General features: G+C 35.5%; 16 protein-coding genes. 12 read left to right on the top strand and 4 right to left on the bottom strand.

Annotation, left to right across the window (positions count from 1 at the left end; translation table 11 throughout):
* Positions 1-105 precede the first annotated feature (105 nt).
* A complete protein-coding gene (locus CLOCL_RS19805) occupies positions 106-1,746 on the bottom strand; it encodes a putative manganese-dependent inorganic diphosphatase (protein WP_014256986.1) in 1,641 nt (546 codons plus the stop codon).
* Positions 1,747-2,262: 516 nt separating this feature from the next.
* On the opposite strand from CLOCL_RS19805, the gene CLOCL_RS19800 reads away from it, so the two are divergent.
* Together CLOCL_RS19800 and CLOCL_RS19795 are read left to right on the top strand one after the other, a co-directional pair.
* On the top strand, positions 2,263-3,903 hold the full coding sequence (locus CLOCL_RS19800) for a methyl-accepting chemotaxis protein (RefSeq protein WP_041715305.1): 1,641 nt from the start codon (positions 2,263-2,265) through the stop codon (positions 3,901-3,903).
* A gap of 406 nt (positions 3,904-4,309) precedes the next feature.
* Complete coding sequence (locus CLOCL_RS19795; protein ID WP_014256984.1) at positions 4,310-4,996, top strand: hypothetical protein; 687 nt, start codon at positions 4,310-4,312, stop codon at positions 4,994-4,996.
* A gap of 63 nt (positions 4,997-5,059) precedes the next feature.
* Here the strand turns inward: CLOCL_RS19795 and CLOCL_RS19790 are convergent, their stop codons facing one another.
* Positions 5,060-5,404, bottom strand: a complete 345-nt coding sequence (locus tag CLOCL_RS19790; protein WP_014256983.1) for a PadR family transcriptional regulator — start codon at positions 5,402-5,404, stop codon at positions 5,060-5,062.
* Between the two features lie 130 nt (positions 5,405-5,534).
* Between CLOCL_RS19790 and CLOCL_RS19785 the strand changes: the two genes are divergently transcribed.
* The gene (locus CLOCL_RS19785; protein WP_041715847.1) at positions 5,535-6,635 is read left to right on the top strand and encodes an iron-containing alcohol dehydrogenase family protein; all 1,101 of its coding nucleotides are present in this window, start codon (positions 5,535-5,537) and stop codon (positions 6,633-6,635) included.
* An 81-nt stretch (positions 6,636-6,716) separates the two neighbouring features.
* On the opposite strand, the gene CLOCL_RS21355 is transcribed toward CLOCL_RS19785, so the two are convergent.
* Both CLOCL_RS21355 and CLOCL_RS19775 read right to left on the bottom strand, forming a co-directional pair.
* Positions 6,717-7,286 (bottom strand): zinc ribbon domain-containing protein, encoded by a 570-nt coding sequence (locus CLOCL_RS21355; protein WP_014256981.1) that lies wholly within the window; start codon positions 7,284-7,286, stop codon positions 6,717-6,719.
* Positions 7,287-7,314: 28 nt separating this feature from the next.
* Positions 7,315-7,725 (bottom strand): hypothetical protein, encoded by a 411-nt coding sequence (locus CLOCL_RS19775; RefSeq protein ID WP_014256980.1) that lies wholly within the window; start codon positions 7,723-7,725, stop codon positions 7,315-7,317.
* 387 nt (positions 7,726-8,112) lie between these two features.
* Here CLOCL_RS19775 and CLOCL_RS19770 point away from each other — a divergent pair, with 387 nt between their 5' ends.
* The 9 genes from CLOCL_RS19770 to CLOCL_RS19730 all read left to right on the top strand — a co-directional run bounded on the left by CLOCL_RS19770 (position 8,113) and on the right by CLOCL_RS19730 (position 14,866).
* On the top strand, positions 8,113-8,613 hold the full coding sequence (locus CLOCL_RS19770; RefSeq protein ID WP_014256979.1) for a metallophosphoesterase family protein: 501 nt from the start codon (positions 8,113-8,115) through the stop codon (positions 8,611-8,613).
* 18 nt (positions 8,614-8,631) lie between these two features.
* Positions 8,632-9,813, top strand: coding sequence for a dihydropteroate synthase (folP, locus tag CLOCL_RS19765; protein ID WP_014256978.1), 1,182 nt, complete (start codon positions 8,632-8,634; stop codon positions 9,811-9,813).
* Between the two features lie 86 nt (positions 9,814-9,899).
* Positions 9,900-10,268, top strand: coding sequence for a dihydroneopterin aldolase (folB, locus tag CLOCL_RS19760; RefSeq protein WP_014256977.1), 369 nt, complete (start codon positions 9,900-9,902; stop codon positions 10,266-10,268).
* A complete protein-coding gene (gene folK, locus CLOCL_RS19755) occupies positions 10,261-10,785 on the top strand; it encodes a 2-amino-4-hydroxy-6-hydroxymethyldihydropteridine diphosphokinase (RefSeq protein WP_014256976.1) in 525 nt (174 codons plus the stop codon). The genes folB and folK overlap by 8 nt, the downstream gene beginning before the upstream one ends.
* Positions 10,786-10,851: 66 nt before the next feature.
* Positions 10,852-11,463 (top strand): hypothetical protein, encoded by a 612-nt coding sequence (locus tag CLOCL_RS19750; protein ID WP_014256975.1) that lies wholly within the window; start codon positions 10,852-10,854, stop codon positions 11,461-11,463.
* Between the two features lie 47 nt (positions 11,464-11,510).
* Positions 11,511-12,512 (top strand): biotin--[acetyl-CoA-carboxylase] ligase, encoded by a 1,002-nt coding sequence (locus tag CLOCL_RS19745; RefSeq protein ID WP_014256974.1) that lies wholly within the window; start codon positions 11,511-11,513, stop codon positions 12,510-12,512.
* A 127-nt stretch (positions 12,513-12,639) separates the two neighbouring features.
* Positions 12,640-13,428: an amidohydrolase family protein gene (locus CLOCL_RS19740; protein ID WP_014256973.1), complete on the top strand. Its 789-nt coding sequence runs from the start codon at positions 12,640-12,642 to the stop codon at positions 13,426-13,428.
* A 205-nt stretch (positions 13,429-13,633) separates the two neighbouring features.
* Positions 13,634-14,056 carry a hypothetical protein gene (locus CLOCL_RS19735; protein ID WP_014256972.1) on the top strand — a complete coding sequence of 141 codons (423 nt, stop codon included), beginning with the start codon at positions 13,634-13,636 and terminating at the stop codon, positions 14,054-14,056.
* Positions 14,057-14,095: 39 nt separating this feature from the next.
* A complete protein-coding gene (locus CLOCL_RS19730; protein WP_014256971.1) occupies positions 14,096-14,866 on the top strand; it encodes a type III pantothenate kinase in 771 nt (256 codons plus the stop codon).
* Positions 14,867-14,987: the final 121 nt, after the last annotated feature.

Here is a 14,987-nt window from a genome sequence, read left to right as displayed (position 1 = left end):
ATTGGTGTTGAAATATATTCTTCAAGTCCATAGGATTATAAAAAGGAACAAGCATGTTATTTTATTCTTGTTCCTTTTTTAAATTAAAAAGAAGTATAAATTTCATTATAATTTATCTACAGCAGCTGAAATAGCAGGTATTACCTGCTTCTTTCTGGACACTACTCCCGGTAAATAAACGCTATTTTCACCGATATTTACGTTGAAGGCTTTTACAATAAGTTCTTTATCTTCACCTACAAATAAAAGTTCAGTAGCCTGGTTAAGTATATCGGTTAACAGAAGCATAAGAAGATTATATCCGCTGTCTTCACAGAGACGTTTCATAAATTCCAGCAAATCTTTCTTTATTTCGGATACTTTTTCCTTGTCCATTGTATTTACCTGTCCTATACCTATTTTGCGCTTTCCGAAGGTATATTCTTTAAAGTCTTGATAGAATATGTCCTTAGGGGTTCTTCCTTGCAGCGAAGAACCTTCTTTGAACATAAGGTTGGCGTATTCATCGATATCATTTATTCCTGCAATTTCAGCCAATTTTTCTGCAGTGATTCTGTCGGTATAAGTACTTGTAGGAGATTGAAACTTTATTGTGTCCGAAAGTATGGCAGAACACAAAATTCCTGCAATACTTTTGGACGGACGAATTCCCATTTCAAAGTACATATTGGCAATGATTGTAGAAGTACTGCCAACCGGCTCATTTTTTATGTAGATAGGGTTGGCTGTCTGTATGTCTCCAAGCCTGTGGTGGTCAATAATCTCCAAAATCTCTGCCTCTTCCAGACCATTTACTGTCTGAGATTTTTCATTGTGGTCTACTAAAATAACCTTTTTTCTTCTTTGAGAAATAAGATGATATCTTGATATAAAACCTTTAATTCTGTTATTGTCGTCTACAACAGGATAACTGCGGTATCTGGTTTGAAGCATTGTATCCTTTATATCGTCAACATAATCGTCAATATTAAACTTTATGAGATTTTCTTTTGTCATTATTGCCCCAACCGGAATACTCTGATTTATTAAACGTGCAGTAGTAAATGTATCAATCGGAGTAGTCATCAAAACAATGTTTTTGCTGCAGGCTTTTTCAATAACTTCCTCGGATGGATTGCCACCGCAAGTAACTATGAGACAATTTGCCCCGCATTCAATTGATTCAAGCTGGGTATCCAAACGATTTGCCGTTATTACAATATCTCCCTCTTCAACATATCCGGGCAAATCCTCTGGATTTGTTGCTGCAACAACCACCTTGCCGGAAGTATGGAACGTATCCTGGCTGCCGCAAAGTAGTGTTGCATTTAATGTTTCGACAATGTTTCTCAGCGATGTTCTGGTAGATGCAATGGTATTGTTATCAAGGGCATCCATGTATTTATTGGTAATATCCGATAAAGTTACAATACCTAGCAGTCTTTCATACTCATCTACGACTGGAAGTGTCTTAATATTATTTTTTTTCATAAGGTTCCAGGCGGTTTTAATGGATATATCCGGTGATACCGGTATTATCTTATCCATGTTCAAGTCTGAAACCTGTGATTTTACAGTATATAAAAGTTCCGGTACTTCCACATCAAAATGTTTAAGAACAAACTCAGTTTCACGGTTAATCTCACCCAGTCTTCTTGGGCTTGCATTAACACCTAACTTTTTTTTTAGTTCCGAATATGCAATAGCTGAGCAAATTGAATCAGTATCTGGATTTTTATGTCCTGTAACCAAAACTAATTTATCCATGTTTTCGCCTCTTATCAACTATGTATTTGTTGCTGCTGTTAGCAAGCAAAAGTATAGCATAAACGGTGAGGAGTTACAACGCCCATAATTATAAATTGGGTTATAAACTTTACAGGTAAAAATTTACTTGATTTGGTAAATTACTAATTTCTGTTTAGAAAAAACTATGTTATGAATAATTTTTTAATAAATATTATTTTCTATTTTTCCGATTATCATTATGTAAGCAGAATGGCCATATGCATTTTATGCGTTTTTGCAATTAAATAATTACCGTTAATTTTTACATAAGTTAATCCACTCCTCAATAAATTTATGTCAAGGCATAATGGATGAGGTTCGAGACTAGCCTTGGCATAAATTTATTGCTGATTTTGAAAATTTGAATAAAAGTCTCTGTATAAGTTTATAAGTTGAATATAACTGTTTAGAAATATAATACTTGTTATAAGAAATTAAATTTGATTTATTACCGTATTGCTTTACAATCAAAAGTATTTTTTTGGAGGGGTCATGATGAGAGGTTATAAAAAAGGAGTTTTAAAAAGTAATTTTAAAAAATGGAATGTGAAATTCCTAAAATTTAAGAAAATGTCGTTGCGATTCACTATTCCAACAACAGTTGCGGGCATATTGCTTATACTGATATGCAATACGGTAAGTGGTGTCAATAACTATAAATTACAGCATGAGAACTTGAAAAGAAGGGCTGAAGGATTATTAAAAATAGCCGAGGTGTCTGCTATTGACCCTCTATGGCAGTTCAATACATCCGGTGTTGAAGCCATTGGACTTGCTTTATTGGAAAATGATGAGGTAGCCTCTGTTGAAATATATGATAATAACGATAAAACTTTGTTTGAAAAAGGAAAAGTCGGTACACAGTATAATAATAAAAACTTTTTGCAAACTCTAAAATGTGATGTCCTTAAGGAAAATGAAAGAATCGGTGGAGTTGAATTGACCTATACAACATATTTTGCACGAAAAGAAACGCTTAGGGCTTTGACAGAAACGATAGGACAGACGGTAGCGATTGCTTTTATTATGTGGTTAATAGTTTATTTTACCACCAAACATATTGTTGCATCAATTAAGAAACTATGTGAATTTGTTAGTAAAGTGTCTCAGGGAGATCTTACCTCATCTGTGGAAATTGATTCAAGAGATGAGGTTGGTTTTTTGGGTGAAAAAATTCTGGAGATGGCATCCAATCTTTCATATTTAATCGGCAAAATAAATGAAGTTTCAAATCTATTGAATGAATCGTCATCAAAACTTGCTGAGTCTATAAGTGTAAATTATGAATTGAATAAAGAAATATCTGGGGCTGTTGAGCAAATAGCAATGGGTGCAACACAACAGGCAAAGGATGTAAGTGATGGAGTTGAGGATATTAACTTCCTTGCAAAGATTATTGAACAGGTTATTGAAGCGGCAAACATTCTGGAAAAGGAAATAGAAAGTACGGAAAAGTTAAAAAATACGGGTATGGAAGCTATATATGATCTAAGTGCAAAAACCAAGCAAAACACTGATTTTTCAAGCAAAATAAATGAAATTGTATTGGATTCTCAAAGAGAGGTAAATGAGATAAGCAAAGTGTCAGAAACCATATCGCGTATTGCAGAACAAACCAATCTTCTCGCTCTGAACGCAGCAATTGAAGCAGCAAGGGCCGGTGAGTCGGGAAGAGGGTTTGCGGTAGTTGCGGAGGAAGTAAGAAAATTGGCCGAACAATCTGCCAAGTCGGTTGAAGAAATTAACACAATTGTAAACGACATACAATTGAACTCAAATAATATAAGTAAAATGATAACTCACATAAATCATATTCTGGAAGAGCAAACAAATTCAACAGCTAAAACTGACAGAATATTTAACGAAATAGCAAATGCGATTCAAAATACAAGGTATAGAATAAAAGAGGTATTTACACTCAGTAAAGATATGGAGACAAAGAAAAATAAAATTGTTGAAATGATTGGCAACCTGTCTGCTGTTACACAAGAAACGGCAGCAAGCAGTGAGGAAGTTTCAGCCAATATAATTGAGCATACAAAGATGCTTGAGAAACTCAATACATCAAGTGCAGAAATGAAATCTACTGCAGAAGCTCTCTCACAATCAGTAGGAAAGTTTGTTTTGAGGAAATAGGGAATCATGTATTGTCAAAGGTGAATGAAAAAACAGAATTTATAAAAGAGCAAATCAAAATACCATTTCGGCAGAAAGCCTAAGTGGTATTTTTTATGTAAGATTCGTTTTTTTTAACGTACTTTATCCGGACCTTCAATCTATTACAATAAACATTTAAAAGCCATAGCAATAATTGATTCCGCTAAAGCAATTTCAGTTCTTATAAAAATTTAAGCAAAAGTCAGAAACTCTTCATCGGTTTCACCTGACTTTTTTATTTTAAATCTTTTTGATAAGGTTAAGGCAGAAAAACTTGGAAACTTGATGTAAGCGGTCACGAATACACTGATAATAAAGATATTGCATATAATGGAATTGTAATACTAAACATTGAGTTTTCCTTTAATAGAGGACAGGGGTAAGTATGGATTTAAAGGAGTTTGTACTGATTGCCGGTTCAGGAGGCGTTATATATTATGGAGGGGACCAGAGTTGGTTTGACACAAAGGTAGGCAGGCAGAGCGGATGCGGTACAGTTGCCGCTGCAAACACGACGGCTTACCTGGCATTGAAGAATCCTGAATTAAAGGCATTATACAGTGGAAATAACCTGGATAATATCACCAAAGACGATTTCATTGTTCATATGAATCAAGTGTATAAATATGTGGAACCGTTGAAAATGCCCTTTTTTGTTCAACCGGCTGGAGGTATTCCTTTTTTGTCATGGTATGCTGATGGTGTTATCAGGTATGCAAAAAGCAAAGGAATATCCCTGAGAGCACATTGGAATAAAAGAGAACCGACTTTTAACAATGCTGTTCAATATATAAAAGACGGGTTAAGAAAAGACTGCCCTGTTGCATTGGTAAATTGGAGGAACTCAAAACTAAAAAGTATTCCCTGGACAAATCCGGATACCGGTATAACATCGAACCAGGATTTTCAGATACACTGGGTTACAATCACCGGCTTGCATGATTACAGGCCGATAGGTCAGGTGTATATAGATGTATCTTCCTGGGGCAGTAAAGCTACTTTGAACTTTAATGATGTATGGAGTAATAATGATATTCTAGGATATGCGGGAATGATATACTTTGACTGGTAGTTTGAATTGCTTTTTTGGCATATCTGCATATACGCTGTTTCCAAAAACTCTTGTATGGCTTTGTTATATTCCGACATAGCAGTCACCTCCTAATACTTTGTTTACAGCAGAAGTATAGACTTGCCATTCGGCCTTTTTTTCTTCAAGCATTTTTCTTCCGGCTTTTGTTATGCGATAATACTTTCGAGGACGACCGTTTGCTGTTGTGGTTTCATAGGATTCTATCATCTTTTGCTGTTCTAATGTATGAAGCAGAGGATATAGCGTACCGGCCTTGAGGGTAAATACGTTTTGAGAACGTTTTTCCAATTCCTCAATCATTTGATATCCATACATGTCGGCATTTTCAAGCAGTCTGAGTATAAGCAATGTGGTGCTTCCCGACATAAGGCTTTTGTCAATTTTCATTTTATCACTCCTTATATATCGGTCATCTATATATGATATTATATATAGATCATCGATATATAGTCAATACCAAAAAAAGTATTATATAATGAATTTGGTTCACAATTTTATAAAGAAGAATGGTGATAATATGCAGTTTGGATTTAAGATAGGTACGAAGGTTTTATTTGGCAAAGGGTGTTTGATTCAAAATAAAGAGTTGGTTGCTAAATGCGGCAAGAGAGCTCTCATTGTCACCGGTAAAAATTCTGCAAAAGCTAGCGGAGCACTTAGTCATGTGGAAGAAATACTTAAAGAATATAATATAGATTACAGCATCTACGATAGAGTTGAAAACAATCCCTCTCTGGAGAATGTGGCAGAAGGAGGAAAAGCGGCAAGAGAGTTTAAAGCCGATTTTATAATCGGTATTGGAGGCGGTTCGCCCCTTGATGCCTCAAAGGCTATTGCAGTATTGGCAGTAAATGATATTGAACCTCTGGAACTTTATAAAAATGTATTTGAAAACAGGCCACTGTCTATAGTTGCTATTCCAACTACGGCAGGAACGGGGAGTGAAGTTACACCCTACTCCATATTGACCAGAAACGATATTAAGACCAAAATGAGTTTTGGCAATGAAGATACTTTCCCAAAGCTTGCTTTTATAGATGCAACCTATACGGAGAGTATGCCTTATGAGACTACTGTCGACACGGCTGTTGATGCTCTGTCCCATGCTATGGAAGGATACTTAAGTAAAAGAATTACACCGGTAAGTGATATATTGGCATTAGAGGCTATGAGAATATTTTCTGAGTGTACAAAAGATTTAATAGACAATAATATTGATTTCAATATAAGAGAAAAGCTTATCTATGTTTCCATGCTTGGAGGAATGGTTATTTCCCATACAGGAACAACAATTATTCATGGTTTAGGATATTCTCTCACTTATTTTAAAGGAATACCCCATGGAAGAGCTAATGGTTACTTTATGCGGGAATATCTTAAATTCAATTATGAAGCAGTCGGAGAAAAAATAAATAAAATTTTGGAGTTATTCAAGGTATCGTCCATAGACGAATTTGGAGATATAATAGAAAAAATGATTAAAAAGGATTTGAGTTTGAGCAGTGAAGAAATTAAAAATTATGCGGCTCTTACCATGAAACAAAGAAGCACATCCTATAATGCCAGACAAGTTAATGAAAAGGATTTGGTTGAAATACTTGAGAAAACTTTTCTATGAGGTAAAAAACATCAGGTCAGTTGCTTTTTTATACAACTGACCTGTTTATGTATTTTACGGTAATTCGAATGGTAACAATATTTACTCTAATTTGATTCCGCAATTATTACAAAACTTTGCATCACTGGGAACGGCATTATTGCATGAAGGACACATTCTGGGTGTGGACTCGGCTTTTTGCGGTTCGTTTGTATTCTCGGATAGATTATTATTTTCAACAGCTTCGAAATTTTTATCATTTTGGCTGAATTCAGTGTTTTTGTCGGTTTCGCCGCTTGCTTCGGTATTAGCGGAAGTTATATTTTCATCATTTTCCACCTTTTTGCCACATGCACTGCAAAATACAGCCGATTTAGTTATTTCTGCACCACAATGGCAACATTTCTTTACACATTTAATCTCAAGTATTTGGTCTTTCAAAGCTTCGATTTTATTTCTTGACTCGGTTATGGCAGAACAAAACTCTGCAAATTTCTCATCCGGGTTGGATGAAAATAGCTCATAATATAATTTGCCTATTTCTATATAATTGTTCTTAATTTTGTCCTCCTCACTGCTTATCTGCATGTTAAGTTTTGTGATATCAGCCAATTCTTTGGTCTTTTTTGCCATATCCCTTCCTGCACTAGTCAATTTTTCAAAAAAAGACACGATAAACCACCACCTAAATGAAAAGAAATTAATTATTTCTATCTATAATATTATCAATCGGACCCAAGTTCATAGAACCCTGGCTAAAAGCTTTGAATCCAAGCACTAATAAAACAACTTTTTCAATGATGTCCAATGCTCTTAGAACAATGGAATCTATGCTAAGGGGCCAGGAAATTCTGAAAGGAATTCTGAACCAGGAAAGAGGAGTGTTGAGTATATCAAATATACTGTTGCTTATACCGATTATAATTGAAGCGACGGAAAAAGCTATTACTATTACGACAGCTTTTACAGCACTTTTTCTCAGCCATGCGTTATTTTCGAATAAAAGTACATATCCTGCTAGTATAACTAGAACTAAAAAGTTAATCAGACCTGAAAAATATAATATTGCACCAAGAAGACCAACACTTATATCCAGTTTTGTTTTTTCCATAATATTCCCTCCTAAACTATTTATATTGTTCTGAATATAAAAAATGAAAATAACCTTAACCTTTGTCTATTAGCTGCTAACACTGATACCAGTATTAAACATGAAAGTACAGCTATTTTCTTATATGATATTTGAGTCCCAATGATGCTAACATCTACTATTTAAGTTTAATATAAAAATGTAAATAAAACAATAAGGTTTACTCTTTTTGCATATCATAAGTTAACAAGATATAATAAATTTATAGAGACTGTAAAGATTTTTTAAGACACAGCCAATTAAGCAATGGACTTCTAAAAGGAGAATAAATGTATTATAATAATTTTGATATTCAGGAGTTTAAAAACTGTTTGTTTACGAAAGATTTATTTTACAGGAGGATTATTTTTGAATACTGTTACTATTGGAGTTCTATCCGATACCCATATCCCCAGCAGAGGCAAAGCAATACCCGATATTGTTTTGGAGGCATTTAGGGGTGTGGATATGATTATTCATGCCGGAGATCTTATAAAAGATTATGTAATATATGAGCTTGAGGAGATTGCGGAAGTTTATGCTGTGGCAGGGAATAATGACGATTTTATTATGCAGAGCAAACTTGGCATGAAAAAGATATTGGATGTTAGTGGTGTAAAGATTGGAATTACCCATGGTCATATCGGGTATGGCGGCAATGCACTCAAAAATTCGATCAATTTATTTAAAGACGATTCAGTAAATTGTGTTGTTTTTGGGCATAGTCATGCACCGTATAATGAAGAAATTGAAGGTGTCCTGTTTTTTAATCCCGGTTCTCCAACAGATAAAAGGTGGCAGCCGTATTATTCCTATGGAATACTTAAGATAGAAGACAAAAGAGTGTCGGGACAGATAATATATTTTTAGGGTAATGGAGATGAGTTTATGATAAACGCAAGATTATTGTTTATTGAAAATATGAGTACAGCCAAGGAAGAAATCCGCAAGATAGGTGTAGATGCGGTATCGATACCATGGCTTTCAAATAAGGCGTTGTTTATTACAATGAAAATTGAAAATGTCAGCACTTTTGCTGCTAATATCATTAAGCAGGAAATGCTGGGTAAAGGCGGAGATGTTGCAGTAAACAGGGGTGTAGCTAATTTTAGCATCTCAACTTCTGATATACTTATTATGGGAACATATTCGCAATATAACAAACTTATTTACAAGCTGGAAATGCAGCCGGGAATTCTTAAGGAGATCGGCGAGGAAATAAAAAGAGTCCTGACGGGATTGGACGTTGGAAAGCCTGAATATTTCGAATGTGGTAAATACAAACTTCCTATAGGTGAAAAGACTTATATAATGGGAATTCTGAATGTAACTCCCGATTCTTTTTATGACGGCGGAAAATACAATAATATCGAAAGTGCCGTTAAAAGGGCGAGGGAGATGATAGAGAACGGTGCGGATATTATTGATGTGGGCGGTGAGTCCACAAGACCCGGGCACCAGCCGGTAGAGGCCACAGAGGAAATAAACAGGGTAATGCCGGTAATAGAAGTATTGGCAAAAGAATTCAATGTCCCAATTTCGGTAGATACATCTAAAGCAATTGTCGCAGAAAAGGCCCTGAAAGCAGGAGCCCATATAGTTAATGATGTCTGGGGGCTGCAAAAAGATGCAGGAATGGCTGAAGTTGTTGCAAAATACGGTGCCGGAGTTGTAATGATGCATAATAGTGATAATTGTGAGTACAGTGACCTTATGGGGGATATTATAAAGTTTCTGAGAAAAAGTATTGAGATAGCCGAAAAAGCAGGTATTAGAAAAGAAAATATGGTGATTGACCCCGGTATAGGCTTTGGTAAGAATTTAGATCAGAACCTTGAAGTGATGAGAAGGCTTAAAGAACTTTCAACCCTTAATCTTCCAGTGTTATTAGGTACATCGAGAAAGTCTATGATAGGTAATGTTTTAGATCTTCCTGTGGAGGAAAGGCTTGAGGGGACTGCAGCAACTGTGACTCTTGGAATAGCTAAAGGTGCTGATTTTGTAAGAGTGCACGATGTGAAGGAAATGGCTCGGGTTGTAAGAATGACCGATGCTATGGTTCGAGTATAGATACAGAACCTTTTGTTTTGAGTTTATTTAAAAAAACAAGCAGGTACTAATGGTAAACTGAAATTATCAAGTGTGGGAGATATGCTGTGGACAAGATATTGTTAAAAGATATTAAGCTTTACGGATATCATGGTGTATTGGAAAAAGAGCGGGAAATAGGGCAATATTTCTATATCGATATTGAGATATTTCTCGATTTGGAACCGGCAGGTATTACTGATGATTTGGGAAATACTGTGGACTATTCAGTAGTTTATGATATTATAAAAGATATAAATAACAAGAATAAGTTTCGTCTTATTGAGAGCTTTGCCCAAAAAATTTCCGAGGAACTAATGTCAAACTTTGATAAAATAAAAACTGTTGTTGTTAAGATTAGAAAACCGGATGCACCTATTGACGGAGATTTTGGCTGGGTAGGTGTTGAAATAAAGAGGTCAAGAGAGAATGCATAAAGTATTTTTGTCATTGGGATCGAATTTGGGAGACCGGGAAAAATATTTGTTTGAAGCAGTTGACGAAATTAGTAAGATTCCGGACGTGAGTATTATTAAGGTTTCAAATATATATGAAACAGAACCGGTAGGATATTTAGAACAGGGAAAATTTCTCAATATGGCTTTAAAACTCCATACTGAATTGGAACCGCTTAAGCTGTTGGAACATCTTCAAAAGGTGGAAAATATGCTTAAGAGGACAAGAGAAATACATTGGGGGCCTAGAACAATTGATATTGACATACTTATGATGGATGATTTGAGAATTGACCTTGAGGAACTGATAATACCCCATCCCAGGATGTTTGAAAGAGCTTTTGTGCTGATCCCGCTTATGGAATTAATTGAGAGAGAAGACAGTTTCATAGACAAAATAAAAAATTTTATAAACAATTGTACTGACAAGAATGGAGTTATATTTTACAAGAAGGCTGAAGAAATATTTTGCGGTTTGCTGCCGACTTGTTTTTTTTAAATCTTTAATTTCTATTGTCAGTTCAAGAGTTTAATGATTTAATTTATTGTTGTGGAGGTGTATTTAATGGTTGAGGTTTACTATTATGTGCCTCAGGACAAAGTTAGAGATTCAATTGAATGTGGCTTGAAACTGTCTCAATGGTATGAAAAGGAAGTGCAAATAGAATTTGAAAATAAAAAATGCCTATGTGCTCTTTTGAATCCCAGAGACGATATGGATAAATACAAATCCCCGGATTACAAATGTCTCAGACTTGAATTGTATCCGGAATATTGCTATGTAGCCGATAAGTCTTTATATGAATTGGGTTTGCAACATGATGAGGTTATGAAACTTTATATGGATTCGATTATACCTATAAAAGATTATATATTTGGAATGTACAGGCTTCCGGAGTGTCTTGTGACTACTACGGTTATTCCGGAACAGATCAGTTTACTGGATAAGGGATTGGGCTCGCCAATTTTGTTCAATAACTCGGAAGAACTGTACATAAATAACCTGATTGAGGATTTTCGACAGAAATATGATGATTTAAACGACAGGCTGTTGTTTGGTTTCTTTAAAGGCCGTGCAACAGAAGGCGAAATGGAGATGATTGAAAAGGATGGCAACAGATTTGTGGCTTTTATAGATAAGAAAACCGACAGAGCTTTTACTGTTAAAAAGCCTTAAAAAAGCATCGTTATTAAAAATTCAATTATTATTTTGGAAGGATTGCTGTGAAGAGAGAAGTTTTATTATATCTTAAAAATAACCCTCATGAATATGTTTCGGGTGAACAGCTAAGTACTCTTTTTGGAGTATCGCGGACAGCGATATGGAAAGTCATTAATGAGTTAAAACGTGAGGGCTACATTATTGAATCGTCCTCAAAAAAAGGCTACAGACTTAGTCCCGATTCTGATGTCCTTAATTCTTTTGAAATAAGTGAAGAGCTTAAAACAAAGGTTTTAGGGAGAAATATAATATATTTTGACCAAATTGATTCAACCAATAATTATGCAAAAAGAATAGCCTTAGAAGGCTGTGAAGAAGGTACGTTGATTGTAGCCGATTGTCAGACCAGCGGACGTGGAAGATTAGGCAGAGATTGGAATTCCGCAAACAAAAAAGGTATTTGGATGTCGCTGGTGCTGCGTCCTGATATTCCGTTTGAAGAAGTACAGATGCTTACCTTGGCAGCATCGGTGGCTGTTGTGCAGGCACTTTACGAGGTGGCTGAAATTAAAGCTGGAATAAAATGGCCGAATGATATAATAATAAATGGTAAGAAAGTCTGCGGAATATTGGTTGAAATGAATATGGAGATAGAGAGTATCAACTTTTTGGTTTTGGGTATAGGAGTGAATGTGAACCAACAGAAAGAAGATTTTTCTGAGGAACTGTCAGATAAAGCCACTTCGTTGAAAATGCATTTAGAAGAATTGGGAATTCAAAAAATTTTAAAAAGAACCCAACTAATTGCAGCTATCCTATTAAAGTTTGAAGCAATATATGATAAAGTAAAATGTGGAGATTTTGGATATATTATTTCTGAATGGAAAAAGCATTCGGTTACTTTGGGAAGAGAAGTGAGCATAATTTACAAGGACCGGCAATATAGAGGTATTGCGCAGGATATAACCAAAGACGGCAAATTGATAGTAAAATGTGAGGATGGCACAGTAAAAGAAGTATTTTCCGGGGAGGTCTCGGTAAGAGGCCTTTTAGGATATTGCTAGTGATGTTTGGAAGAAATTGCTTCGGAAATGAGAGGAAATAAGGTGTATAATATTTTCAGCAGCTTTTTTTAAAAATACACTGTATATTAATTATTATGGAGATTATGAATGAAAGAGAGAAGGTAAGATGATTATAGATTTCCATGTGCACTGTTTCAATGATGAACTTGCTGCCAAAGCGGTGCCTCAGTTGGCGAAATGTGCAAATATACCGGCGAGGCTTGACGGAACCATACTAAGTCTAAAAGAATCTATGAAAAAGGCCGGCGTGGATAAATCGGTAGTTCTTTCCATTGCAACAAAACCTTCACAGACAGAAAAAATAAATAACTGGACTGCACTTATACAGGATGACAGTATTATAGGTTTCGGAAGCATTCATCCTGAAAACGAGAATTGGAAGGAAGAGCTATTAAGATTAAAAGAGAACGGAATAAAAGGGATAAAGCTTCATCCCGATTACCAAAAATTTTTTGTTGATGATAAAAAAATGTATCCGATATATGAGGTGGCCATAGAACTGGGGTTGATAATTATATTTCATGCAGGAGTAGACATCGGGCTTCCTGAGCCTTACCATGCAACTCCCGAAAGATTGAGACGAGTCATTGATGACTTTCCTGGGGGAAAGTTTGTAGCAGCGCATATGGGTGGCTTCTCATACTGGGATGAGGTAGAAAAATATCTTGTCGGTACAGAAATTTATTTTGATACATCCTATAGCGTGAGATTTATGAATGAACAGCAGGTACGGAGAATTATAAATAACCATGGTTATAAGAAGATACTTTTTGCCACCGATTCGCCTTGGGGAGATCAAAGTGAAGAAGTGCAAAAGATTCGGGAATTTTCCTTTGGTTATGAAATTGAAAGTGCCATTTTAGGATTAAATGCAAGGGAGTTGTTGGGAATATGACATAGTGAGGCTTATTTTAATTGAATTTAGTAGAAAGTCAAACTGAAATTGATGCAAAGAGTAGTATTTATGCTGAGTAGTGAGTATATGCGGATTTATCCGATAAAGCATAATGTAAAGTGAAATAAGTCTAAGCCGATATTTCACTGTTTATGGGCATGGATTGATTAGATGCCGGGAAAAAATTTAGGAGGGGGTATCAACAGTGATTAACAATAGTAATGCTGAAACCGGTAACAGCAATAATGTAAATGCAAATAATACCAGCAGTAACAATAGCGGTAATTTGACGGGAAGCAGAAAAAGAGATTTTCAGAAAAGGAAATCCGGCGATCAGGAGCAATTTTCCAATAAAGATAGCAGTAGAGGAAAATATCTGAATAAGTCCAACAGTACAGGCGGTTCATCAAGGGATAATAATTTTCAAAAGGATAGCAGTTACCAAAGAAGCTCTTATGCCAATAGAGAAAGCGGAGTAAGGCACGGCTATAACAATTCTTCATCAAAGGGCAACAGTAGAGTAAAATCGGAAGAGACCATTGAAGATATCAGAACCGATATTGCAAGAATTGAAAAGGAAATAGAATTGGAGCTTAAAGAAATTAGGAGTTTAAGATTGGGCGTATAGAGATGTATCGTAATGTAAAAGACGGAGGAAAGACAATTTATGATTGTTGTTATGGATGTGGGAAATACAAATATAGTTTTTGGTGTATATGACGGCAGAAAGCTTTTGAATCATTGGAGGATGACTACTGACAGGGAAAAGACATCGGATGAATTCGGAATGTTTTTAATGAATATTTTCAGCTTTGAAAAAATTGATGTGTCCAATATTGAAGCTGTAGTAATAGCGTCTGTTGTTCCTCCTATCATGTATTCTTTAGAACATGCCATTAGAAAATATTTTAAGTTAGAACCAGTGATAGTAGGTCCGGGGATAAAGACCGGTATAAATATCAAGTATGAAAATCCGAGGGAAGTTGGTGCAGACCGTATAGTTAATGCTGTTGCTGCCCTTGAGATATATAAGCCGCCGTTTATAATAGTTGATTTTGGTACGGCAACAACTTTTTGTGCAGTGTCATCCAACGGTGAATATTTAGGCGGTGCAATATGTCCAGGTATTAAGATTTCTGCAGAGGCTCTGTTTCAAAGAGCAGCAAAACTTCCACGAATTGACCTTGTAAAACCGGACAATGTAATCGGGCGCAACACTGTCTCAAGTATGCAGTCAGGTATAGTTTACGGTTATGTAGGTACTGTGGATTATATTGTGAAAAAAATGAAAAAAGAAATGAAGGAAGATAACATAAAAGTTATTGCTACCGGCGGACTTGCAAGATTGATTGCCAGTGAATCGGAAACAATAGACGAAATTAATGGATTTCTTGCCCTTGAAGGACTTAGAATTATTTATGAGAAAAACAGACAGTAGTATACCAAAACAAATGAAGGCCATTGAAAAAATTGTAGAGTATACAGCAGTGTATGCTCTATTTTTATTTTATAGACTTATATTAATTTGAATTTTATTACGAATAAGGATAGGATTTGCG

Origin of the sequence: Acetivibrio clariflavus DSM 19732 (assembly GCF_000237085.1) — a bacterium.
Lineage (GTDB): Bacteria > Bacillota > Clostridia > Acetivibrionales > Acetivibrionaceae > Acetivibrio > Acetivibrio clariflavus.
This window is presented reverse-complemented; position numbering and strand designations above follow the sequence as displayed.

Coding starts and splice junctions, on each gene's coding strand:
- CLOCL_RS19805 (WP_014256986.1), bottom strand. CDS start 1,746: ATGGATAAATTAGTTTTGGTTACAGGACATAAAAATCCAGATACTGAT.
- CLOCL_RS19800 (WP_041715305.1), top strand. CDS start 2,263: ATGAGAGGTTATAAAAAAGGAGTTTTAAAAAGTAATTTTAAAAAATGG.
- CLOCL_RS19795 (WP_014256984.1), top strand. CDS start 4,310: ATGGATTTAAAGGAGTTTGTACTGATTGCCGGTTCAGGAGGCGTTATA.
- CLOCL_RS19790 (WP_014256983.1), bottom strand. CDS start 5,404: ATGAAAATTGACAAAAGCCTTATGTCGGGAAGCACCACATTGCTTATA.
- CLOCL_RS19785 (WP_041715847.1), top strand. CDS start 5,535: ATGCAGTTTGGATTTAAGATAGGTACGAAGGTTTTATTTGGCAAAGGG.
- CLOCL_RS19775 (WP_014256980.1), bottom strand. CDS start 7,725: ATGGAAAAAACAAAACTGGATATAAGTGTTGGTCTTCTTGGTGCAATA.
- folP (WP_014256978.1), top strand. CDS start 8,632: ATGATAAACGCAAGATTATTGTTTATTGAAAATATGAGTACAGCCAAG.
- folK (WP_014256976.1), top strand. CDS start 10,261: ATGCATAAAGTATTTTTGTCATTGGGATCGAATTTGGGAGACCGGGAA.
- CLOCL_RS19750 (WP_014256975.1), top strand. CDS start 10,852: ATGGTTGAGGTTTACTATTATGTGCCTCAGGACAAAGTTAGAGATTCA.
- CLOCL_RS19740 (WP_014256973.1), top strand. CDS start 12,640: ATGATTATAGATTTCCATGTGCACTGTTTCAATGATGAACTTGCTGCC.
- CLOCL_RS19730 (WP_014256971.1), top strand. CDS start 14,096: ATGATTGTTGTTATGGATGTGGGAAATACAAATATAGTTTTTGGTGTA.